Source organism: Microbacterium sp. SMR1 (assembly GCF_003289625.1).
Classification (GTDB): domain Bacteria; phylum Actinomycetota; class Actinomycetes; order Actinomycetales; family Microbacteriaceae; genus Microbacterium; species Microbacterium plantarum.
In genome coordinates, this window is the sequence record NZ_QMBN01000003.1 from 378554 (window position 1) to 399718 (window position 21165).

A 21165-nucleotide genomic window follows, 5' to 3' on the forward strand; every position below is an offset into this window, starting at 1 on the left:
GTTGTAAAGCTAATGCTGCCACCTCTCCCGCGGTCGTTCCGGTCGCCTCCGCGGTGATAGTCTCGATCGGCACGCCTCCGTAGCTCAGGGGATAGAGCGTTGGTTTCCGGTACCAAAGGTCGCAGGTTCGATTCCTGTCGGGGGCACCAGTGAGCAGAAGGGCAGTCGAGGATTCGACTGCCCTTCTGTGTACCCAGAGGTGTACCCATCGTGGGCACGGGCGGGTTCAGTCGGCGAGGTGGATGCCGAAATCGGTCCTGCCCGGATGGATGTCGCTGCGGAGCGACCGGGTGCCGCGGTAATCACCGTCGCGGAGCGCCCGGTATCGGCGCGGCGTCTCGCTGTCGAGCCCGGCGACGCGGGCACGCAGGCGCTCGGCCTCGCGGTCGACGCCCGCGGCATCCAGCCCGTCGGCGTCGTAGACGACGTGAAGGTCGAGGGTTTCGATCCCGACGTACCAGAGCGCGCCGTGCGTCAGCGGGAACAGGAGCGAGTCGAGGTCGCCGCTGATTCCGCGCTCCCCGATCGAGCGCTCGTCCTCTCCCACCGTCACGACGACGAGCGCACGCCGGCCGGCCAGCCCGCCGTCGCCGTAGCGCCGCGGGACACCGAGCTCCGGGTCCATGTCGCCATAGGCGAAGCCGTTGGTGAGCACGCGGTCGATCCACCCCTTGAGGATCGCGGGCGGCCCGTACCACCACAGCGGGAACTGCAGCACGAGCAGCTCCGCAGCGGCGAGCTTGCGCTGTTCCTCGAGCACATCGTCCGGGAAGGGGACGCGGCCGTACTCGCCTCCGGCAAGGCCCGACACCCGCCCGATCGTCACGTCGAGCTCGCTGTCGGGGAACACCGGATTGAACCGCTGCGCGTACAGATCGGATGTCTCGACACTGCGCGTTCGCGACAGCTCGGCGACCCCGTCACGGAAGAGCCGGGCGTTGAGAGAGGTCGATCGCGGATGGGCGAGCACCCAGTGGGCGACGCCCGCCGTGGGCTCGTGCGAGATGGTCATGATTCCTCCGGTTCGGTGGCTGATGTCACGAGGGCGCGCAGGGCGCGCGTGAGAGTGGAGCGCGCGGCCGCGGGACTCACGCGTTCGTCCAGCGCCGCCCGCGAGAGTGCGTCGCCGGCACCGACGAGAGCCTGCGCGCCGGCGTCATCGAGACGAACGCCGCACGAGGCGAGCACGTCGTCGCACAACGCGAGGTAGGCGCCTTCCGCCTCGCGCCGCACCTCGACGAGCATCGCGGATCCATCGAGCGCCGAGACGACGTCCGCCAGCTCGCGCCCCTCGGCCAGCGAGCAGTCGATGTAGGCTCCCGCGACGGCGCGGCACACGGCATCGAGCGCGAGCGGCTCGTCGGCGAGCGCCGCGGTGAGAGCCGCCCGCTGCTGCTCCTCGAACTCCCGGTAGAGCTCGGCCAGGGCGCCCGCGCGATCGCCGAAGTGGTCGTACACGACGGGCTTGGTCACCCCCGCGCGCTCGGCGAGCCGACCCAGCGTGAACTCGTCGGTCCCGCGCTCGCGGATCAGCTCGCGAGCGACCGCCAGCAGCTGCGCGCGCCGCTCGCGCCGCGGCATCCGCCGCTGTCGCGCACCGTCGCTCATCACGCCTCCCGCTAAGTTACTACCAGTAGCTTAGCGGGAGTCTCGGCACGATGGGCGCTCACCTGGCAGTTCCCGCCGCCACATCGAGCGGGATGGGGCGGGACCTGCCAACTGAACGAGCTCGCGCCGTCGGGTCAACTCGCGGGCGCCACCAACTCCGCCTCAGCGGCGCCAGGCAGCACCTCGCGCAGCAGGTCGTCCAGTGTGACGACGCCGAGCAGCCGGTCACCGTCGACGACTGTCGCGAGCTGCACGTGTCCGCGGCGCATACGCGCGAGCGCGTCGTAAGCCGACGCATCGGGCGCGAGCACGAGCGCGTCACGGGCGATCTCGAGCGCCGGCGTCTCGGGAGCCACCGCGAGCGTGTCGCGAACGTGCGCGACGCGGCTCGAAGGCCCCTCCCCCACGAGGATGCGCAGGTGCGCGGAGGATGCGGCGGCCGCCTGCACATCGGCGGCACTGGCCGTCGCCGGCACCGCGGTGGGCACTCGGTCGGTACGGACAATGTCGCCGACCGTCAGCGACCCGAGGGCGATGGCGCGTGCGATCGGCTCGGAGTACTGCTCCTCGAGCGTTCCCGCGGCGCGCGAGTGCGCGACGATCTCGCGGATGGTGTCGGCGTCCTGACCGCCTGCGGCAGCCTTCTCGACGGGCTCGACACCCGAGGCCTTCACGAGCCGGTTGGCGATGTGATTGATCCACAGCAGGAAGGGACGCAGCGGCCAGGTCAGCGCACGGGCGGTGATGCCCGTCGCCTTCGCGGCCACCTCGGGGTGGGCGATTGCCCACGACTTGGGCGCCATCTCGCCGATGACGAGGTGCAGGAACGTCACCACGATGAGCGCCAGCATGAACGCGATGATGTCGGCGAGCACGTAAGGAAGTCCCCACTGCTCGAACACCGGAGCGAGCGCGTAGTCGATCGCGGGCTTGGTGATGGCACCGAGCAGGAACGTGCACGCCGTGATGCCGAGCTGGGCGAACGCGAGCATGACGGTCAGCTCGTTGACGCCGCGGAGAGCGGCACGCGCCGACGCGCTGCGGTCGGCCTCCTCTTCCAGGCGGTGGCGCCGAGCCGCGAGCAGCGCGAACTCAACGATGACGAAGAACGCGCTCGCCAGGATGAGCGCGATCGTGATGATCGTGACGACCCACCAGCTCATCGGGTGACCTCCTCGGTCGCGCCAGCCGCGACGACGGCATCGACGCCGACCTCGGGGCCGGCTTCAACGGCATCCAGATCCACCTCGTGCAGACGCACGACGAGCTCGGAGGGCACGAGACGGGCGACCTCGGCGACCTCGACATCCAGCCAGCGCTGCATCCGCAGCCCCTGCACCGTCTCGGACGCCCGCTCGGGCAGGTCGATGCGCACGACCGCGCCCTCGGGCGGCAGGTCACCGTGCTCGCTGATGATGAGACCTGCGATAGTCTCGGCGTCGTCGCGCGGCAGGTCGAAGCCGATCAGGCGCTCGACCTCGTCGAGATGGACGTCGCCGGGCAGACGCCAATGGTCCTCGCCGACGTTCACGATCTCGTGGACCTCGAGGTCGTGTTCGTCGGAGATCTCGCCGATGACCTCCTCGGTCAGATCCTCGATGGTGAGGATGCCGTCGAAGTTGCCGTACTCGTCGACGACGCAGGCGAGCTCGTTGCGCGTCTGCCGCATGCGGTCGAGGGCGACCGGCAGCTGCATCGTCGTCGGCAGCACCACCGCCTCGCGCATCATCGTCGAGACGGGCGCGTCGTCGTCGTGGCGGCCGCGGAGCAGGTCGATGAGCTCGACGACACCGACCGGGTCGTCCTCCTCGCCGATGACGGGATAGCGGGTGTGGCCGGTCGCCATGAGCGCGCGCACCTCTCCGACGGTCGTGTCGGGCGAGATCGAGTCGATGCGCGAGCGCGGGACCATCGCGTGCTCGACGTCGCGCTGCGGGAAGTCGAGGATGCGGTCGATGATCATCGACAGATCGTCGGGCAGATCGCCGCTCGCGCGGGACTCCTCGATGATCGCTTCGAGGTCGCGCGCGGTCGCGCTCTCGTCGACGTCTTCGAGCGGCTCGATGCGCAGCAGCCGCAGCAGGGCGTTCGCGGCGACATCGAACACCGTGATGAGCCAGCCGAAGAGCAACAGGTAGATGCGGGTCGGAACCGCGAGGGCGCGGGCCAGGGGCTCCGGGCTGGCGATGGCGAGGTTCTTGGGATACAGCTCGCCGAAGATCATCGTCACGATGGTGGCCAGCAGCAGCGCGCCCACCGTTCCGATGAGCACCGAGACAGCCGGATCGATGCCGACGCCGCCCAGCAGCGTGCCGATGGACTCGCCGATGAGGGGCTCCGCGACGTAACCGATCAGCAGACCGGTGACCGTGATGCCGAGCTGCGCGCCCGAGAGCATGAACGACGTGCGCTTGGTGATCGCGAGCACACGTGCCGCCTGGGCATCGCCCTTCTCGGCACGGGCGGCCATGCGCGACCGGTCGACGGACATGTACGCGAACTCCTGCGCGACGAAGAAGCCGCAGGCGGCGATGATCGCCAGTGTCAGCAGGATTCCCAACAGCAGCGTCAGGACTGCTTCGATCATTCGGATTCACCCCCTCTCTCAGCGAGGGGGTACGAAGATCGACCCTCCTGGTCGGTGGAGGAATGGCGATTGCTCACGGGTGTTCTTTCTCGATAGGGCACGGGTGGGCACTCACAGGATAGCGGGCCGTCGGCGAGACCGGGCCGAGGCCTGCGCGGCACGGGGCACCGGAACCCGCGCCGAACGATCCGCACCACGAAGCGTCGCGGGCATGCGCGAAGAGGCCGCAGCTACAGTGACGGGCATGTCCGGGAAAAGGGTCGGTCGCCCGCGCGTCGAGGACATCACCGAGGAACTTCTCCGGGAAGGCGAGCGGGTCCTCGCCGAGGAGGGCTTCTGCGCTCTCACGGTCGACGGCCTCGTGAGCCGGGCCGGGTCGACGCGCCCCACCTTCTATCGGCGGTTTCGAAGCACGGCCCACCTCGCCGTCGCCGTCTTGTCTCGCCGATTCGAACCGGGGCCGCTGCCCGATACCGGCTCGCTTGCCGGCGACCTTCGGGCGGTCCAGCGGGAGGGGATCGCTGTGCTCTCCGATCCGGTCGCTCGAAACAGCGTGGTCGACCTTGTGGGGGTCGCAAGGGCGGACGAAGATCTCTCGGCGCTGCTCGACGCGGAGTTCATCCGCCCGCGCCGCGCCCGCGTGAAGCAGGTGATCGATGCCGCCTTCGCGCGACGAGAGACCGAGCCCCCGGACGTGGATGCCGATCAGGTCTACGACATGCTGATGGGCCCCCTCATCACACGCATGTTCTTGCCGCCGTACGCCCCGCCCGACGACGCTCTCGCCGAGAGCAGCGTTCGTTCCGCGCTCACTCGGCTCGGGTCGGACGACCTCGCCCGCCCGTGAGTCGCGCCGGCCTGGGGGTCAGTCGCGGGTGAGCCCGCTGCCGTCAGCCGACATCCGGAACGACGCGGTCTCGTAGTCGTCCTCGAGTGAGAAGTTGATCTCGATGGGCCCCGACTTCTCTCCGGATGACACCGCTTCGGCGCCACCCCACGTGCGCATGACCGTCGCCCCCGCGTCATCGACGGGGAGCCCGCTCTGGGACGCAGCCTCTTCCATGGCCGGAAGAATGCCTGCAAGATCGACGTCTTCCCATGAGAACGCTTCCGTGGCCGACTTCGGTTGAATCGACACGGCGCCGGAATGCTCCACCTGACCGCCGCGGTACATCCACCTGTCGGTATGCGTGGTGCCGGCGGTGACGGGAGCCTCGACGATGACGAATTCCGGGGTGACGTAGATCGAGCTCACGCGGTCGTGGCCGATCTCGCGTTCGAGGGCGGCCTGGGCCTGGGCGAGCGGCCCGGGCTGACGCATGTCGACGTGCGCCCTGCCGTCGAGCACCGCCTCGACGGTCTGTGCCACGGCCTCCCGATAGGGCGCGACGACAGCGACGGCCACCGCGACGGCGACAGCCGTGAACACGAGCAGGCGCAGCGGCCGGCCGCGTCTGCCCACGCCGATCAGCGGCCCCTTGCGGCGCCCGCCGGAGATGCGGGTGTGGCTCGCGATGGGGACGAACCCAACCGACGACCGATCGGGGACCGTGAGGTTGCGGACCTCAGACGGTGAGAGCTCACCGTCGACGAAGGCGACCTCGGGTCCGCCGTCGAGAAGGATGGCGACCTGGCGCTGAACTCCGGGCTGGAACGCGGGAAGCTCCGTCAGGGCGACGACGGTGCGCAGAGTGGTCGCGTACGCCTCCCCCTGGATCGGCCGCACGGTCAGGTCGATCTCGCACAACGGCTGATCGTTGATCTGGGTACCGGTCTGCCGGATCGCATCGACGCGGGCGAGGCCGAGCCGCCGCGAGTCGAGAGCGCGACGGAGATCGTCCTTCGATACCGCCACTCCCCCGGCCATCGATCGGCCGATGAGGATGAACGTCCCGCTGATGATCGCGACCGGAAGCGCGATGCTGATGATCGCCCAGCCGGCATCCGGCGGTCCGACGTACTCGACCACCGCGCCACCGAGGAGCGCGCCGACAGCTGCGAAGAAGATCAGGCGGAGCACCATCCGACCCTATCGGCGGGGCGCGAGCCGCGGAGAAACGTCCCAGCGGCGGGAGGGGGGAGACCGAACCTCGGCAGGATCTCAGCCTCCTGTTAGGTTCTTCTCGTGTCGACGGACGAGAACGAGACCCCGCGAGCGCTCAGCCGCCGGGCGGTGCTGCTCGGATCCGTCGCGGCTGGCTCTTTGGTGCTCGCCTCTGCGACGCCCGCCCGAGCCCTGACCTACAGCGTGAAGACGCCTGCCGAGCATGCCGCGCGCGGAGGAGCGCGACGGCGTGATCGCGCGCTGGCCTGACATCTGGCAGTACGAGGGAGACAGCTTCCGCGTGCCCGCAAGCGTCGAGAACTGAGAACGAGGAGTACCCATGACCGGCATCGTCCTTCGGCGTCGCATCAGCGTGCCAGCCATCCTCGCATTCGCGCTGCTCACCGCGGGGTGCGCCACCCCGGGCATCGGCGGCGCGGCAGCACCCTCGCCATCGCCGACCCCGAGCGAGACCCTGTCACCGACGACTCAGCCGGAACCGTCCGCGAAGCCGGACTCGACGACGCCCCCGGTCTCCTCGCCGGCACCGTCCCTGTCGACATCCGATCTGCTCGATGCGTGCCTCGTCGCGGTCAGAGACGGAAACGCTCCGGCGTCCGAGCAACTCGATCGTTCCACGGTCGAGAGCGGTAGTGCCCGATCCGCGCTCCGCCCGGATGGCCTCTGGTACGTCGTCGTCCCCGTCACCGATCCCACGGTCGATGCGCCGCTCGAATACGCGTGCCTGCTGAACGCCGACATGACCGTCGATGCGAGCTGGGGTCGAATCGCCCCGGACGCGGATGACTTCGATCAGTGGTCCACGGCTACGGAGCCTGCTGACGGCTTGTGACTCTGTGAACGTCGCGTCGTCCAGGCAAGAGCACCCCGGTTGACGCGAAAATGCCCGGAGAGCAGGTCTCCGGGCACATCGATCGGGTCAGGACTTCTCGTCTTCTTCCGGTTCGAAAGTCGAGGCGGTTCCGGTGTGTCCGGCCGCGACGCCGTCCGGGTTGCTCGGGATGGTGCCGTCCTTGCCGAGACCTCCCGGCTCGCGCGTACCGTCGCCGTCGGTGTCGGCCGTGGAGACCTCGACGTCGGGTCCCTCGTACGCGTTCTCGTCGGTGTCACGACGGGTGTCATCGTTGCTCATGGCGTTCTCCTTCTCTTCGGCGACGGCCGATGCCGTCCGGTCTCAGATGAACGGAGCCAGTGCTCCGGCGGTCAGGGCGAGTGCACCGGCGACAGCGCCCGAGGCGGTGGCCGTCATCCGCAGATGACGACGTGCGCGGGACTTCCGGGCCCGGTTTCCCGGCGCCTCGGTCGTCAGAAGCGAGTGCTGCGCTTCCTTCAGCGTCGCGAAGCGGCCGATGGGAGTGGCCTGACCGTCGAACGCGATGAAGTGCCCATCGGGAGAGGTGTCGACGGATCCGACGAACTCGCCGTCGGTGGAGGCGACGTAGAAACCGGGGGCGACCGTCGACCAGGTGATCGTGCGCGCAGTGAGGATGCGCGGCGCTTCGGGGGCGCGCTCGAGCAGGCTCATGCTGCGGTCGCCAGCTCGCTCGGAGTGGCCGCGATGGTCTCGGCAGCGGCGGGAGCAGCGGCGATCGGTGTCGCCGGAGCGACGTCGAACTCCGCGAAGTCGACGACGAGGCCGGTCGACGAGGTCGCCGCGCGTGCCATCTCGGTCAGGAGCGCCGAGTCGAGCTTCTCCATCTCCGCCCCGCCGAAGACGAAGCGAAGCGGGATCGCGGGCTGCAGCCAGATGGTCTGACGTCCCGCGGCGATGTCGGCGCCGTGACGCCAGGTGAGCGTGAAGCTCTCGGAGCGACGGAGCTTCGTCGCGGTCAGCACCTTGAGGTGCGCGAGCAGGCGGTCCGGGATCTCGATCGACTCGGTCGCGTTGCCGTAGAACAGCTGGCCCATTGTTGCTCCTCACAGATGCTGGATGACTTGTTCGGAACGCTACTAGGTGGACAAGTATCTCGTCAAGTTAGATATCTGGTAAGGTAAAACTCACCGGCCACGAACGCGGAGGTGTGCAAATGAGCGGCTTCTTCTACAACGACGAGCGTCAGCGCGCGACCAGCGCGCTCGAAGCGTTGCGCCTTTACCAGGCAGCCGAGGCGGCGATGCGACGCCGCACGCGCGAGTCGATGTCGATGGGCGAGAACGAGCTGCTGGTCATCCGGCAGCTCCTGCGCGCGCAGTCGCGCAACGTTCCCGTGAAGCCGGGCGACGTCGCGAAATACCTCGGCATCTCGTCGGCCAGCACGACGAGCCTCCTCGACCGCCTCGAGTCCGCCGGCTACCTCCGTCGCGTGCCGCATCCGAGCGACCGGCGCAGCGTCTACCTCGAACCGACGGAACGCGCAGACGACGAGGTCCGTTCCACGCTGTCGGCCATGCACGACCGTATGCATCAGGTGGCCGACGAGACCACACCCGAGGCGACCGCGGCCGTGATCGACTTTCTCTCGCGGATGCAGGATGCGGTCGACTCCGTCGAGCCGGCGCCGAGTCTGCAGCGCCAGCGCGGAGCAGCGCCCACCGGCTGATCCGTCAGCTTCGACGCGGCTGGCAGGCGGGGCACCACCACGTGCGTCGTCGTTCCGGATCACCCGCGACCTCGGCCCGCACGAGGATGCGGGTCCCGCACCTGAGGCACGGTTTGCCGGCGCGGCCGGCCACCCAATGCGAGATCCCCCGGCGCGCGGCGCCGGTGGTCACCTGATACATGCCGGGCGCAGTCGCCGAGAGGCGCAGAGCGCGCGCGGCACGTGCGACGAGCGACTCGATGTCAGCGGCGGCGATGGGGTCGAACGGGTGGACGCCCGAGAGGAAGGCCAGTTCGTTCACCCAGAGGTTGCCCAGACCCGCCATGTTGCGCTGGTCGAGCAGAGCGCCGACGAACGTGCGATCCGGACGGGCGCCGAGCCGCCGAACGGCCTCGGCGGCATCCCAGTCGTCGCGCAGCGGGTCCGGCCCCAGGTGACCGAGCGCCGTCGCGACGCCGTTCGCGCGCAGCAGTTCGACGACGGGCATGTCGATGCCCCACAGCGTCGCGCCGTCGTCCAACTCGGCTCGCACACGCACGGCCGGCTGCACGCGCACGGGAACGACGCGCCCCGAACGGGTGACCGTCCACGACCCCTGCATCAGAAGATGCGTGTGGAGTGCGAAACCGGGATCGAGCCAGGTGATCAGATGTTTGCCCCGGGTCTCGAGCCCCGCGATCCGCCAACCGGCCAGAGATGTCCCGGCCGCCGGGCCGGAGCGCAGCTCTCCGGACGAGATCGTCCGACCCACAACCTGAGGCCGGAGCCGGGCTGCCATGCGGAAGACGCTGTCACCTTCCGGCACGGGCTCCCCCGGACATCATGCGGACCTCATTCCTCCAGTCTGCCGCGGGCGCCTAGCCTCAGCTCCGGGAACCGTCAACTGCTCGAAAAACGCCTCGGATGCGATGACGATGTGGTCATGACTGAGATCACCGCACACAAGGGCCTCTTCAACGACATCGAGCTGCACGTCGACGACACCGGCGGATCGGGTCGCCCGGTCGTGCTGATTCACGGTTGGCCGCTGTCGGCCGAATCATGGTCCGAGCAGATCCCCGCGCTCACCGCCGCCGGGTACCGCGTCGTCGCCTACGACCGCCGCGGCTTCGGTCGCAGCGACAAGCCGCGCTCCGGCTACGACTACAACACGTTCGCTCAGGATCTCGCATCCGTCCTCGACACTCTCGACCTGCGCGACGTGACGCTGGTCGGCTTCTCGATGGGAGGCGGCGAGGTCGCCCGCTACATCGCGAACCACGGTCAGGATCGGCTGCGGAGCGTCGTGTTCGCCGCCGCGGTGCCGCCGTACCTGGCGCAGACGACCGACAACCCCGAGGGTCCGCTCACGCAGGAGGCCGCCGAGGAGATGGAGAACGGCCTCCGCGCGGATGAAGCGACCTTCTACGACGGCTTCACGACCGGCTTCTTCTCCGTCGACGGCGAGCTCAAGGTCACGGAGGAGCAGCGCCAGGAGGCACTCGCGCTCGCGCGCCAGGCCGACCACCACGCGGCACTGAAGTCGATGGAGGCGTGGGCGACGACCGACTTCCGCCGCGATCTGGCCGCGGTGACCGTGCCCGCGCTGATCATCCACGGCGACGGCGACGGCACCGTCCCCTTCGAAGGCTCGGGCAAGCGAACCCATGAGCAGCTTCCGGGCAGCGAGCTGGCGCTCATCGAAGATGCGCCTCACGGCCTCAACGTGAGCCACGCCCGCGAGTTCAACGACGCCCTGCTCGCCTTCCTCGCGAAGTAGGACTGCTCCGCACGACGACGATGGGCCGTCCCGCAGCAGCGGCGACGGCCCATCGTGGCGTAGAGGCCCGAAGGCTCAGAGGTCCAGCTTCTCGTTGCGGCCCTCGTAGGTCTCACCGGTGATCTTCGACTTGATCAGGCCGATGGCGGTCGCGATGCGTCCGCCGGCGCTGCTCCAGTACTCCCCCGAGATCGCGTCGACCCGCAGCAGCGTGATGCGAGGGTCGTCCGGGCCGTCGGGGAACCAGGCCTCGAGAGTGCTCGACCAGTAGTGTTCGAGGCGAGCGCGGTCGTCGACGATGGTCGCCTCACCGGCGAGCGAGACCCACGCGTCGTCCTTGCTGAGGGCGACCCCGACGGCGGGCCGCGAGGCCACGTGCGTCGCGACGGACGATCCGCGGTCGACGACGAACCAGAGGTCTCCGTCGAACTCGGCCTCCTGCACCGTCAGCGGGCGCGCTGTGAGCTTCCCCGATTCGTCGACCGTCGTCACCATGGCGAACCGGAACTCGGGCAGCAGCTCCGCCAGGATCGCGCGGGGGTCTTCGTTGTCACTCATCGTTTCTCCTTCGATCTGGCGTGGTCGTCATCCGTGGGTCCAGGCTCGCACCGGGACCAGCCCTCGGTCGCCGTCTTGACAGCCGACTCGATGCGCGACAGTCGCGCGACCCCTCAACCGCCCGAGGGGTTGTCGAGCGGCTGACCGTCGCCATCGGTCGTCGTGTCGGCATCTCCGCCATGGCCCTCCGGTGCGGGCTCGTCGGGGGCCGCGCTCGGAGCCCCCGGAAAGGCCGATGCCCCGCCTGTGGCGGTTCCGGTCTCGATGTCGTCGCCGGGGATGTCGGGACGCTCTCGGTCGCTCATGTGTTCGTCCTCTCGTCGTTGCGTGACCGCGACGCTACGCACCGAGCCGGCGCGGACCGAGGGTATTGACACACGTGAGGCACGGATCATCCCGCAGGGGGATGCTTCTCAGCCGATCGACCGACGCGACGCAGGGCCACCGCTTCGTAGCGTCGAACTGTGACCGCCGCTCCCCTCTCTCCCCTCGACCGCATCCACCTCGCCGCCGGCCGCGGTCGCGCCCTGCTCGGCTCGATCCTGGGCAACATCGCCATCCTCGGCATCATCGCCCTAGCCGCGCTCGTCGTGCCGATCGCCGCCGCTCTCGTCTTCGGTCCCGCGCTCCTCGCTCGGCTGTGACCCCCGCGCCGCAGTCCTGCTCGTGGCCGGAACGAGCTTCAAGCCGATGACAGCGACCACGATGCCGGCGATGAAGACCACCTTGCCCGGAGCGAACGCCTCAGCGCCCGTCGCGATCGACCAGGTTACGGTCAGCGCCGCACCCACCCCCACCCAGACCGCGTAGGCCGTACCGATCGGAATGTGCTTCATCGCGCGTCCGAGCCCGAGCATGCTGAGCAGCAGACCGATGGCGAACACGACACTCGGCACGGGGTGGCGTAGCCCGTCCGATTCGCCCAGGGCCGTCGCCCAGACAGCCTCGCAGACCGCGCTGGCGAGCAGGATCGTCCATGCACGCGTCATGTCAGCTCACCACCTTGAGGCCGACGACGCAGGCGACCAGGAGCAGAAGCAGGACGATGCGCGCGGTCGACGCGCGCTCGCGACGGGTGACCATCGCCCACACGACAGTGAGCGTCGCTCCGACGCCGACCCAGACGGCGTAGGCGGTGCCGGTCGGCAGCTCGGTCATCGCGTATGCGAGGCCTGCCATGCTCGCGGCGAGCGCGACGACGAAGAGCGACGCGGGCCGTTTGCGGCGGAATCCCTCGGATGCCGCGAGCGCGGCAGCCCATACCGCCTCGAGGACGCCGGCTGCGATCAGGATCACCCATGCCATGACAGACCTGTCCGAGTCAGTCTTGTCCGTTGCGGGTACTGCTCCCTCGTCCGCGGGCCCCGCGTCGGGCCCCGCGACCCAGCGTAGCCGCGGGTCAGGGCGCCGGGACGAGGAACAGCGCGTCGAGGAGACCCGGATTGTGCGCGTGGACGAGCACGCCGAAGACGACCGCGTCGAAGAGAAGGTGCACCGTCACGACGTAGGTGAGCGACCGCGTACGCAGGAAGATGTAGCCCTGCAGGAGCGCGAACGGGATGGTCAGCACGGGTCCCCAGGCGCGGTACCCGAGCTCCCAGAGGAATGAGACGAACACGATCATCTGCAGGACGTTGGCCGAGACATCGGCGAAGTGCCGCCGCAGCAGCGCGAAGCAGGTGCAGATGAAGAACAGCTCGTCCCAGATGCCCACGGCGCCGACGCCGACGAAGAGGCGCGCGATGAGGTCGGGGGTGTCGACGACGGGCCAGTTCGTGTAGACGCCCGAGGTGATGAAGTAGAAGGGCAGGATCAGCCAGCCGAGCACGAGGACCGCGGCGAGCCAGACCCACTGGAAGGTGGTCCAGCGCCCTCCGCCGCGCCAGGGGAAGCGAATGGCGTGATCGCGATACACGAAGCGCGAGACGAGGTACGGCAGCAGCACCGCCCCGCCCAGCGCGAGGGTGAAGCGCAGCATCGCGAGGTTGTCGAGCTCGGCCTTCAGGTCGATGAGGCTCACGACGACGAGACCGAGGGCGATCAGGGAGAGATCGCGCGCCAGCGAGGGCCGCGTCTCCTCACCCACCCGCCAGCGGTCGACGCCGAGAGCCGAGATGAGCCCCAGGATCAGCAGCGTCCACCCGAGCCAGGGCTGCAGCACCACGAAGAACGCTGGCGCCGCCAGACAGACCAGAAGGGCGGGCACGGTGCTCGCCGAGACGACGGGGCGGGCAGCCAGTCCCGGGTGCGTCTTCACGGCGTCCGTCCTCCGTCAGACCGCGTCGGTGCGGCGATAGGCGAGATCGCGGATGTCGCGCCCCTTGGCGATGCCCTTCCGCTCGAACGCCGTCATCACGCGACCCTCGAAGCGCGGCGCCCAGTCGTCCTCGAAGTCCGGGACGAAGCCCGCGGCATCCCCCATCACCTCGCGCATCTGGCGCGCGTAGTCCTCCCAGTCGGTCGCGAGTCGGAGCACGCCGCCGGGCTTGAGCGCCCGCGCCGCCAGCGGCGTGAAGTCGGGCGAGATGAGGCGCCGCTTCGTGTGACGCGTCTTGTGCCACGGGTCGGAGAAGAAGATCCAGAGCTCGTCGACGGATGCCGCGGGCAGCAGGTGTTCGAGCACCTCGGGCGCGTTCGCCTCGACGAGGCGGAGGTTCCGGACGCCCGCACGATCGGCGTCGAGCATGGTGCGGGCGAGCCCCGCCCGGAACACCTCGACTGCCAGGAAGTCCGTCTCCGGCGCGGCCTGCGCAGCCGCGACGATCGCGTGCCCCTGGCCCGAGCCGATCTCGACCACGAGCGGCGCGCTGCGACCGAACAGCGCGGCGGGGTCGACCTCCGAGCCCGGCCGGACGCTCAGCACAGCCTGATCCCGTTCGACGGGGACGTTGTAGAAGTCGCCGAGCTGGTTCCAGGCGCGCTCCTGTCCGTCGCTCATCCGCCCGCTGCGGCGGGCGAACGACACGGGCCGCTCGCGGTAGCGGGGTTCGTCACCGGTGTCGGGCGCGTCGGTCTGCGGCATGAGTCCAGGGTATCGAGCGACGGGAGGTGCGCCGAGCGGACCTGGGGCGTCAGGCCGTGACGAAATCGATGAGCTCCTCGACCCGGCCCAGCAGCGCAGGATCCAGATCGCGGTACGTCCGAACCGATCCGAGAATGCGCTGCCAGGCATGCGCGATGTCGGCCTGGTCCTCGGCGGGCCAGCCGAGCGCCCGGCAGACGCCGGTCTTCCACTCGATGCCGCGCGGCACCTGCGGCCACGCGCGGATGCCGACGGCCTCGGGGCGCACGCACTGCCAGACGTCGATGTGGGGGTGCCCGACGATCCTGAGGTGGGCACCGTGCGGACCACGCAGGATCTGCTCCGCGATGCGGCTCTCCTTCGAGCCCGCGACCAGATGGTCCACGAGCACCCCGTAGCGACGCTCGGGAGAGGGCGGCTCGTCTCGGAGGAGGTCCTCCAGCAGGTCGATCCCCTGCAGGTACTCGACCACGACGCCCTCGACGCGGAGGTCGGCGCCCCAGACCTTCTCGACGAGTTCGGCGTCGTGTCGTCCTTCGACCAGGATGCGCGACGCGCGTGCCACGCGCGCCCGTTGCTGCGGCGCGACGAACGACCCCGAAGCGGTACGCAGCCGACCCGCGGGCTGTGCGGCCTTCGGAGCGACGAGCTTGACGGGCTCGCCGTCGACGAGGAAGCCGCCCCCGAGCGGGAACAGACGCACCTTGCCGAGGCGGTCCTCGAGTTCCACGTTCCCGCCGCGGACTGCCACGACCGCTCCGCAGTAGCCGTCGGCCGCCACCTCGACGACGAGATCGGGATCGGCGGGCACCTCCGGCACCACCTTGCGTCCGGCATCGCGCCATCCGGCTGCGAGCACATCGGTGCCGTATCTGTCGTCCATGGTTCCTCCCGCCTCGCGCCCCGTCGGGCCGCGGGTCAGCGTAACCGCGGCCGTTCCCGTCGCCGGGTATCCGCGCCGCGATTCCGCTGGCCGCTGATTCACAGTCCCGGCATAGGCTCAGGCACGACGCCCTCAATAGAGTGGAGACGAGGCCGGTCCTCCGACCTCGGAAGGGGAACGGATGCGCGTGCTCCGAGCGGTGACGCTCTCGATCCTGGCGAGCCTGATGTTCGTCGCGGGCGGCTCCGCCGCGGCCTGGGCGACCGACCCGGTCGACCTCGGCTCGGGACGCGTCGTCGATCAGGCCGATGCACTGACATCGGGCGAAGAGCGTGCCGTGGACGAGAGGCTCACCGCGCTGAGCTCGGAGGCGGGCATCGACCTGTGGGTCGTTTACGTCGACGCGTTCACCAGCCCGTCCGATACCGAGGGCTGGGCCAACGCGGTCGCCGAACGCGGCGGCCTCGGCGTGAACCAGTACGTGCTGGCGATCGCGACCGAGCAGCGCAACTTCTACCTGTCGGGCGACACCAACGGCCCCGTCGACGGCGAGACGCTCGGCGACATCGAGACGCGCGACATCCTTCCGGAACTGCGGTCGGAGGACTGGGGCGGCGCCGCGTTCGCCGCCGCCGGCGGACTCGCGGCGGCGGTCGGTGGATCCGGCGGCGGATCCGGCGGCGCGACGGGCGGCTCGGGCATCTCGGGCCTGACGATCGTCCTCGGAATCCTCGCGGTCGGTGCCGTGATCGCCGTCATCGTCGTCCTGGTGCGCCGTCGTCGGGCGGGCGCCGGCACCGGCTCCGCCCGTGGCGCGGCCGCCGAGCCGATCGAGGAGCTCGCCCGGCGCTCCGCCAGCGCGCTCGTGGCAGCCGACGACGCCATCCGGACGAGCGAGCAGGAGCTCGGCTTCGCGACGGCGCAGTTCGGCGACGAGGCGGCAGCCGCTTTCGCCGAGACCCTGGCGCAGGCACGCCGGGACCTCGACGAGGCGTTCACGCTGCAGCAGCGCCTCGACGACGATCAGCCCGACACCGAGGCGGACGTCCGCGCGATCCACACCCGCATCCTCGAGCTGTGCGCGCACGCCGACTCCGAGCTCGACGCGCGCGCCGAGGAGTTCGACCGTCTGCGCGACCTCGAGCAGAACGCACCCGAAGCGCTCGTTCGCATCCAGCAGGAACGCGGCGCCGCCGGAACCGGGCTCGACGGGGCGGTCGCCTCTCTCGAGCGGCTTCGATCGGAGTACGCCCCCGAGGAACTCGCGACCATCGGCGACAACCCCGAGCAGGTGCGCAGCCGCCTCGACTACGCCGACGAGCAGCTCGCGACGGCGCAGCGTGCGATCGCCGCGGGCGACGGCGCTGCGGCGGCCGTGTCATTGCGTGCCGCCGAAGGAGCCGTCGCGCAGGCCGCTCAGCTGGAGGCCGCGGTCGAGAAGGTCGCCGCGGATCTCGCCACCGCCGAGCGCGACGCTGCGGCGCTCATCACGGACCTCGAACAGGACGTTGCGGCAGCGGTCGGCGTACCCGACCCCGACGGCACGCTCGCCGCGGTCGCCTCCGCCACCCGGCAGCACATCGACGCCGCGCGCTCCCAGCTGACCGGCGAGCACCGTCGCCCGCAGGCCGCGCTGTCCACGCTGCTGGGCGCGAACTCGGCGATCGACGCCGCGCTGGCCGGCGCCCGGGATGCCGCGCAGCGAGCCGCCCGCGCGCGACAGACGCTCGAACAGCAGCTGCAGCAGGCCCGGGCGCAGGTATCGGCCGCCGAGGATTACATCGGCACGCGACGCGGAGCCGTCGGTGCGACGGCCCGCACGCGAGTCGCCGAAGCTCGCGCGTCGCTCGACCGGGCGGAGGCGACCGCGCAGATCGACCCCGAGCGCGCGCTGGCCGACGCGACGCGTGCGACGCAGCTGAGCGGACTCGCGATCGACGCGGCACGCACCGATGTCGGCGGCTTCGCAACCGGCTCCCCCGGCTCGAACTCGAACGGCATGATGGGTGCCATGATCGGCGGCATGGTGCTGAACTCGCTCCTCGGGGGCGGGTCGTCCGGACGCCGCTCGTCGGGCTTCGGCGGCAGCGGCTTCGGCGGCGGCTTCAGCGGCTCGCGCGGCGGGTTCGGCGGCGGTTCACGCGGTCGCAGCGGCGGCGGCGGGTTCGGCGGCGGCGGCCGCTCTCGGCGCGGCGGCGGCCGCTTCTGACGACTTCTCCCTCTTCCCGACCACCCACGAAAGGAACCCCGATGGCAAAGCAGTCCATCTTCGGTCGCATCTCGACGCTCGTGAAGGCGAACATCAACGCCCTCCTCGACCAGGCCGAGGACCCGCAGAAGATGCTCGACCAGCTCGTGCGGGACTACACCAACTCGATCGCCGACGCGGAGTCGGCGATCGCCGAGACGATCGGCAACCTGCGCCTTCTCGAACGCGACCACCAGGAAGACGTCCAGGCCGCGGCCGAGTGGGGCAACAAGGCCCTCGCCGCGAGCCGGAAGGCCGACGAGCTGCGCGCGGTGGGCAACACCGCCGACGCCGACAAGTTCGACAACCTCGCGAAGGTCGCGCTGCAGCGTCAGATCAGCGAGGAGAACGAGGCCCGGACCATCGCGCCGACGATCGCGACCCAGACCGAGGTCGTCGAGAAGCTCAAGGACGGCCTCAACGGCATGAAGGTCAAGCTCGACCAGCTCCGCGCGAAGCGCTCCGAGCTGCTCGCGCGCGCCAAGACGGCCGAGGCGCAGAACCGCGTCCACGACGCCGTCAAGTCGATCGACGTGCTCGACCCGACGAGCGAGCTCGGACGCTTCGAGGACAAGGTCCGCCGCCAGGAGGCTCTCGCCGCCGGCAAGCAGGAGCTCGCCGCCTCGAGCCTGGACGCGCAGTTCGAGAGCCTCGAGGACGTGGGCCAGCTCACCGAGGTGGAGGCGCGACTCGCCGCGCTGAAGACGGGCGGAGCCGCCGGCGCCATCGAGCGCTGAATGCCGATGTCGACGCCCGGGCCGGCGCTGCCACCCGGGCGTCGACGCTCGACCCGCTGAGAACGCCCGACGAAGGACGAAGGAATGACCCGATTCATCGTGGTCCCGCAATGGCAGGGCTCGCCCTCGACCCGGTCGATGACGCTGATCGACGGTGCTGACGCGATCGCGGGCGACCTCCCGCGCAGCGCGACCGTCCGGGTCGATGTGCCCGTCGAGGCCGGCGAGGCGCTCGGCAGCGGCATCCGGCGGTTCAGCTCGCTCCAGCGCACTCGAGACCTGGTCACGGCCGCGCTCACCGACGCCGACGGCGCCGCGGACGGCGCGAGCCCGAGCGGTCACGTGCTGGTCGTCGGCGGCGACTGCGGAGTGGCCGTGCCGGCGATCACGCACGCGGCCGCGCTGCATCCGGACATGGCCGTCGTCTGGTTCGACGCGCACGCCGACCTGCATACCCCCGAATCGTCCGCCTCGGGTGCGTTCGCGGGGATGGCCCTGCGCGCGGTGTTCGAGACGACCCCGTTGTCAACGGATGCCGCGGTGCCCGCCGATCGCATCGTCCTTGCGGGCGCCCGCGAGTTCGACGATGCAGAGACCGATGCGGTGAAGATCGCGGGTCTGACGCATCTCGGCGTTGACGACCTGGCCGATCCCGCCCGTCTGGCCGACGCGGTCGCTGCCACCGGCGCCGGCTCGGTCTACGTCCACGTCGATCTCGACGTCCTCGACCCCGCGGCGATCACGGGCGTGAGCGCGGCCGTCCCGTTCGGGCTCGACATCCCGACCCTCACCAACGCGATCGGCATCCTGCGCGGGCGGTTCTCGCTCGCCGGGGCGTCCGTGTCCGGGTTCGCTCCGCCGCACCCGGAGGCCGTCGTGGACGACATGGGCTCCGTGCTCCGGGTCGTCGGAGCGCTGGCGTGAGCGGCGTCCGGATGCCGCCCGGCGGATGGCGGCAGCGAGCCGACGCGGCGGTCGCGCGAGGCGCGGCGGTGGACCGGCTCATCCCCCGGATGCTGCTGGACTCCCCCATCAGCGAGTTCGGCGCCCGGGCGGGCACCGCCTTCGGCTTCGTCTGGGGCACGCTGTGGTCGACCGGCCGCGTCGAACGACGTCAGGGGCTGTGGGTCTTCCGCGGGATGCCGGAATGGACGTTCGGCCGCGGGGGCGTCTGCGTCGGGTCGTGCTTCCTCACCGGCGACCGTGAACCGAGCGAGCGGATCCTCACGCACGAGGCCGTGCACGCTCGGCAGTGGCGGCGATACGGACTGCTCATGCCGTTGCTCTACCTGATCGCGGGCCGCGATCCCCTGCGCAACCGATTCGAGATAGACGCGGGACTGGCCGACGGCAACTACATCCCACGGCGCGCCGAGAGCCGCTGACGGACCTCAGCGGGCGGTCGCGAGCCCGAAGCGCTCGGGCGTGTGGATCGACGCGGCGGTCATTCCGCAGCGCGCGGTGAGGTGATCGACGATGTCGGCCGTTCCGAGGAACCCGCCCAGCAGGTGCACGCGCGTCGCCTTCGCGGCATCTGTGCACAGCATCTCGTCGGCCCACGCGGTGACGGCGCGAGAGAGCGCCTCGCCCGACCCGCAGCCCCGGCCGGAACCCGGAGCACCGGTTCGGCGTGAACGGTCGAGCCAGGTCACGACCATGCGGGCCGGCGCCGACACGGTGCCGATCCAGGCGGCGTCGGGCACCTCGATGAAGACCCGGCCGGTCGAGCACAGCGGCAGGGTGGCGAGGAGCGCCTCGAGCTCGGTGAGCGAGTGCTCGTCGGCCGTCACCAGGTGCTGCACCCGGACGTGCTTCGAGGCGCGGCAGGCGGCGGCGCTGTGGAGCTCGGTCATGATGACTCCACTATACCCGCGGTGTAGGCATGCCTTACCTACGTAGCCGAACCGGATGGCCCCCAAAGTCTCACATCAGGATGATGCGGCGCAGCTCGGCGAGCTCGTCGTCGGCGAGTCCCTGCGACCGCAGGTAGTCGGCCGGGGAACCGAAACGCTCGCGCAGGTCGGCCAGGAGCGCGCGCATCACCGGCGCGGGCGACCGCGTGGCCAGGTCGACCAGCTGCGGGGCGTCGGGATGGTGCGCGCGGAGATACGCGAGGATGGGCGCGTTACGCTCGGCCGGCAGCAACGTCTCCGTGCGGGCGTAGTCGTCGACGACGGCATCCTCGTCCACTCCCGCTGCCGCGAGGATCATCGCGATCGTCACTCCGGTGCGGTCCTTGCCGATCGTGCAGTGCACGAGCACCGGCTGATCGGCGATGACCCCGCGGACGACCTCGAGCACTCGCGGAGCCGAGTCGTCGACGAGCGAGCGATACATCGACTCGAGCGACATATCGGCGCGGAACAGCGAGGCGACCGACCCCAGGAACAGCGGCACCCGCTGGGTCTCGATGGAGAGATCTCCGAGGGCCGTGGGCTCGGAGCGCACCTCGTCGTCGTCGCGCAGGTCGATGATGCGACGCAGCCCGAGCTCGCCGAGAGCGCGGCGCCCGGCGTCGTCGACGCGGAAGAGGTTGCCCGAACGGTAGAGCACGCCCGACCGGGTCGAGGTGCTTCCCGCCCGCAGCCCGCCGGTGTCGCGGAAGTTCAAGGCTCCCGGCACCGACAGCGATGCCGCGCCGCTCATCCGGCGGGACGCGGGAGCGGCGGCACGGGGTACCGGCCCGCGATCGTCAGGCGATTGAACGCGTTGATCGAGATGAATAGCCAGCTCAGCGCGACGTACTCCGCCTCGGAGAAGACCCCGCCCACACGGTCGTACAGCTCGTCCGAGACGCCCTCGTCGGCGATGTGCACATACGCCTCGGCGAGCTCGAGAGCCGTACGCTCGCGGTCGTCGAAGACCCCCGACTCGCGCCACGTGGCGAGCTGGGCGATCTCGTCGGCCGTCACGCCGGCGGCCACCGCCCGCCCCACATGCACGCGCACGCAGTACGCGCAGCCGTTGAGCTGCGAGCTGTGGACGAGCGCGAGCTCTTTCAGACGCTCGTCGATGCCGGCATCCTGCGCGATGGTCCCGACCGTGCGGGCGAACGCGTCGAGCGCGTCGTAGGCCGGACGAGCCGCCTTGGCGAGATGGATGCGCCGCTCCGGATTCATGCGTCAACCCTATCCACCGCACTCCCCCGTCGCGCGAGA

General features: G+C 70.2%; 29 protein-coding genes, 1 tRNA gene and 1 riboswitch. Of the genes, 11 read left to right on the forward strand and 19 right to left on the reverse strand.

Annotated features, from left to right (window positions below; translation table 11 throughout):
- The first annotated feature begins 73 nt into the window (after window positions 1–73).
- Window positions 74–149, forward strand: a tRNA-Arg gene (locus DO944_RS11485).
- A 77-nt stretch (window positions 150–226) separates the two neighbouring features.
- On the opposite strand, the gene DO944_RS11490 is transcribed toward DO944_RS11485, so the two are convergent.
- The 4 genes from DO944_RS11490 to DO944_RS11505 all read right to left on the reverse strand — a co-directional run bounded on the left by DO944_RS11490 (window position 227) and on the right by DO944_RS11505 (window position 4195).
- Window positions 227–1012, reverse strand: a complete 786-nt coding sequence (locus tag DO944_RS11490; RefSeq protein WP_112617285.1) for an NAD(P)H-dependent oxidoreductase — start codon at window positions 1010–1012, stop codon at window positions 227–229.
- A complete protein-coding gene (locus tag DO944_RS11495; protein ID WP_220118339.1) occupies window positions 1009–1608 on the reverse strand; it encodes a TetR/AcrR family transcriptional regulator in 600 nt (199 codons plus the stop codon). Before DO944_RS11495 ends, DO944_RS11490 begins: the two co-directional genes overlap by 4 nt.
- Before the next feature lie 134 nt (window positions 1609–1742).
- On the reverse strand, window positions 1743–2771 hold the full coding sequence (locus DO944_RS11500; protein WP_112617286.1) for a CNNM domain-containing protein: 1029 nt from the start codon (window positions 2769–2771) through the stop codon (window positions 1743–1745).
- Window positions 2768–4195: a hemolysin family protein gene (locus tag DO944_RS11505; protein ID WP_112617287.1), complete on the reverse strand. Its 1428-nt coding sequence runs from the start codon at window positions 4193–4195 to the stop codon at window positions 2768–2770. Before DO944_RS11505 ends, DO944_RS11500 begins: the two co-directional genes overlap by 4 nt.
- Before the next feature lie 244 nt (window positions 4196–4439).
- Between DO944_RS11505 and DO944_RS15680 the strand changes: the two genes are divergently transcribed.
- Window positions 4440–5042, forward strand: coding sequence for a TetR/AcrR family transcriptional regulator (locus DO944_RS15680; RefSeq protein ID WP_162815464.1), 603 nt, complete (start codon window positions 4440–4442; stop codon window positions 5040–5042).
- Window positions 5043–5060: 18 nt separating this feature from the next.
- Here DO944_RS15680 and DO944_RS11515 read toward each other — a convergent pair whose 3' ends face one another.
- Window positions 5061–6215 (reverse strand): hypothetical protein, encoded by a 1155-nt coding sequence (locus tag DO944_RS11515; protein WP_112617576.1) that lies wholly within the window; start codon window positions 6213–6215, stop codon window positions 5061–5063.
- Window positions 6216–6320: 105 nt separating this feature from the next.
- On the opposite strand from DO944_RS11515, the gene DO944_RS15565 reads away from it, so the two are divergent.
- Together DO944_RS15565 and DO944_RS11520 are read left to right on the forward strand one after the other, a co-directional pair.
- Window positions 6321–6509: a hypothetical protein gene (locus tag DO944_RS15565; RefSeq protein WP_146752037.1), complete on the forward strand. Its 189-nt coding sequence runs from the start codon at window positions 6321–6323 to the stop codon at window positions 6507–6509.
- A 70-nt stretch (window positions 6510–6579) separates the two neighbouring features.
- The gene (locus DO944_RS11520) at window positions 6580–7092 is read left to right on the forward strand and encodes a hypothetical protein (RefSeq protein WP_112617288.1); all 513 of its coding nucleotides are present in this window, start codon (window positions 6580–6582) and stop codon (window positions 7090–7092) included.
- A gap of 87 nt (window positions 7093–7179) precedes the next feature.
- On the opposite strand, the gene DO944_RS11525 is transcribed toward DO944_RS11520, so the two are convergent.
- From DO944_RS11525 to DO944_RS11535, 3 genes are read right to left on the reverse strand one after another with little or no spacing between them, the layout of a single operon-like run.
- A complete protein-coding gene (locus tag DO944_RS11525) occupies window positions 7180–7392 on the reverse strand; it encodes a hypothetical protein (protein ID WP_112617289.1) in 213 nt (70 codons plus the stop codon).
- A gap of 42 nt (window positions 7393–7434) precedes the next feature.
- Window positions 7435–7785, reverse strand: coding sequence for a peptide ABC transporter permease (locus DO944_RS11530; RefSeq protein ID WP_112617290.1), 351 nt, complete (start codon window positions 7783–7785; stop codon window positions 7435–7437).
- Window positions 7782–8168 (reverse strand): hypothetical protein, encoded by a 387-nt coding sequence (locus tag DO944_RS11535; protein WP_112617291.1) that lies wholly within the window; start codon window positions 8166–8168, stop codon window positions 7782–7784. The genes DO944_RS11530 and DO944_RS11535 overlap by 4 nt, the downstream gene beginning before the upstream one ends.
- A 119-nt stretch (window positions 8169–8287) precedes the next feature.
- On the opposite strand from DO944_RS11535, the gene DO944_RS11540 reads away from it, so the two are divergent.
- Entirely contained in the window at window positions 8288–8800 is a 513-nt protein-coding gene (locus DO944_RS11540; protein WP_112617292.1) for a MarR family winged helix-turn-helix transcriptional regulator, read from the forward strand.
- A 4-nt stretch (window positions 8801–8804) separates the two neighbouring features.
- On the opposite strand, the gene DO944_RS11545 is transcribed toward DO944_RS11540, so the two are convergent.
- Entirely contained in the window at window positions 8805–9605 is an 801-nt protein-coding gene (locus DO944_RS11545; RefSeq protein ID WP_112617293.1) for an Fpg/Nei family DNA glycosylase, read from the reverse strand.
- 117 nt (window positions 9606–9722) lie between these two features.
- On the opposite strand from DO944_RS11545, the gene DO944_RS11550 reads away from it, so the two are divergent.
- Window positions 9723–10559, forward strand: coding sequence for an alpha/beta fold hydrolase (locus DO944_RS11550; RefSeq protein ID WP_112617294.1), 837 nt, complete (start codon window positions 9723–9725; stop codon window positions 10557–10559).
- A 75-nt stretch (window positions 10560–10634) separates the two neighbouring features.
- Here the strand turns inward: DO944_RS11550 and DO944_RS11555 are convergent, their stop codons facing one another.
- Both DO944_RS11555 and DO944_RS11560 read right to left on the reverse strand, forming a co-directional pair.
- Window positions 10635–11117 (reverse strand): pyridoxamine 5'-phosphate oxidase family protein, encoded by a 483-nt coding sequence (locus DO944_RS11555; RefSeq protein ID WP_023955273.1) that lies wholly within the window; start codon window positions 11115–11117, stop codon window positions 10635–10637.
- 113 nt (window positions 11118–11230) lie between these two features.
- Window positions 11231–11422, reverse strand: a complete 192-nt coding sequence (locus tag DO944_RS11560; RefSeq protein ID WP_064955634.1) for a hypothetical protein — start codon at window positions 11420–11422, stop codon at window positions 11231–11233.
- 159 nt (window positions 11423–11581) lie between these two features.
- On the opposite strand from DO944_RS11560, the gene DO944_RS11565 reads away from it, so the two are divergent.
- Window positions 11582–11761, forward strand: coding sequence for a hypothetical protein (locus DO944_RS11565; RefSeq protein ID WP_112617295.1), 180 nt, complete (start codon window positions 11582–11584; stop codon window positions 11759–11761).
- On the opposite strand, the gene DO944_RS11570 is transcribed toward DO944_RS11565, so the two are convergent.
- The 5 genes from DO944_RS11570 to DO944_RS11590 form a co-directional block, all read right to left on the reverse strand.
- Window positions 11693–12106 carry a multidrug efflux SMR transporter gene (locus DO944_RS11570; RefSeq protein ID WP_112617296.1) on the reverse strand — a complete coding sequence of 138 codons (414 nt, stop codon included), beginning with the start codon at window positions 12104–12106 and terminating at the stop codon, window positions 11693–11695. The genes DO944_RS11565 and DO944_RS11570 overlap by 69 nt on opposite strands.
- Before the next feature lies 1 nt (window position 12107).
- Complete coding sequence (locus DO944_RS11575; protein WP_112617297.1) at window positions 12108–12422, reverse strand: multidrug efflux SMR transporter; 315 nt, start codon at window positions 12420–12422, stop codon at window positions 12108–12110.
- 10 nt (window positions 12423–12432) lie between these two features.
- Window positions 12433–12497, reverse strand: a riboswitch (guanidine-III (ykkC-III) riboswitch).
- A gap of 19 nt (window positions 12498–12516) precedes the next feature.
- The gene (locus tag DO944_RS11580) at window positions 12517–13374 is read right to left on the reverse strand and encodes a CPBP family intramembrane glutamic endopeptidase (RefSeq protein WP_258524693.1); all 858 of its coding nucleotides are present in this window, start codon (window positions 13372–13374) and stop codon (window positions 12517–12519) included.
- A 15-nt stretch (window positions 13375–13389) separates the two neighbouring features.
- Window positions 13390–14139 carry a tRNA (guanosine(46)-N7)-methyltransferase TrmB gene (gene trmB / locus DO944_RS11585; RefSeq protein WP_112617298.1) on the reverse strand — a complete coding sequence of 250 codons (750 nt, stop codon included), beginning with the start codon at window positions 14137–14139 and terminating at the stop codon, window positions 13390–13392.
- Between the two features lie 49 nt (window positions 14140–14188).
- A complete protein-coding gene (locus DO944_RS11590) occupies window positions 14189–15022 on the reverse strand; it encodes a DUF3097 domain-containing protein (protein WP_112617299.1) in 834 nt (277 codons plus the stop codon).
- 181 nt (window positions 15023–15203) lie between these two features.
- On the opposite strand from DO944_RS11590, the gene DO944_RS11595 reads away from it, so the two are divergent.
- From DO944_RS11595 to DO944_RS11610, 4 genes are all read left to right on the forward strand, one after another.
- Window positions 15204–17231: a TPM domain-containing protein gene (locus DO944_RS11595; RefSeq protein ID WP_112617300.1), complete on the forward strand. Its 2028-nt coding sequence runs from the start codon at window positions 15204–15206 to the stop codon at window positions 17229–17231.
- A gap of 41 nt (window positions 17232–17272) precedes the next feature.
- Window positions 17273–18007: a PspA/IM30 family protein gene (locus DO944_RS11600; RefSeq protein WP_112617301.1), complete on the forward strand. Its 735-nt coding sequence runs from the start codon at window positions 17273–17275 to the stop codon at window positions 18005–18007.
- An 84-nt stretch (window positions 18008–18091) separates the two neighbouring features.
- Window positions 18092–18931 carry an arginase family protein gene (locus DO944_RS11605; RefSeq protein WP_112617302.1) on the forward strand — a complete coding sequence of 280 codons (840 nt, stop codon included), beginning with the start codon at window positions 18092–18094 and terminating at the stop codon, window positions 18929–18931.
- A gap of 11 nt (window positions 18932–18942) precedes the next feature.
- Window positions 18943–19392: a Fe-S oxidoreductase gene (locus tag DO944_RS11610; protein ID WP_112617578.1), complete on the forward strand. Its 450-nt coding sequence runs from the start codon at window positions 18943–18945 to the stop codon at window positions 19390–19392.
- Between the two features lie 6 nt (window positions 19393–19398).
- Here DO944_RS11610 and DO944_RS11615 read toward each other — a convergent pair whose 3' ends face one another.
- From DO944_RS11615 to DO944_RS11625, 3 genes are all read right to left on the reverse strand, one after another.
- Window positions 19399–19860 carry an SIP domain-containing protein gene (locus DO944_RS11615; protein WP_112617303.1) on the reverse strand — a complete coding sequence of 154 codons (462 nt, stop codon included), beginning with the start codon at window positions 19858–19860 and terminating at the stop codon, window positions 19399–19401.
- Between the two features lie 70 nt (window positions 19861–19930).
- Entirely contained in the window at window positions 19931–20653 is a 723-nt protein-coding gene (locus tag DO944_RS11620; protein WP_112617304.1) for a tyrosine-protein phosphatase, read from the reverse strand.
- A complete protein-coding gene (locus tag DO944_RS11625; RefSeq protein ID WP_112617305.1) occupies window positions 20650–21126 on the reverse strand; it encodes a carboxymuconolactone decarboxylase family protein in 477 nt (158 codons plus the stop codon). Before DO944_RS11625 ends, DO944_RS11620 begins: the two co-directional genes overlap by 4 nt.
- Window positions 21127–21165 lie beyond the last annotated feature (39 nt).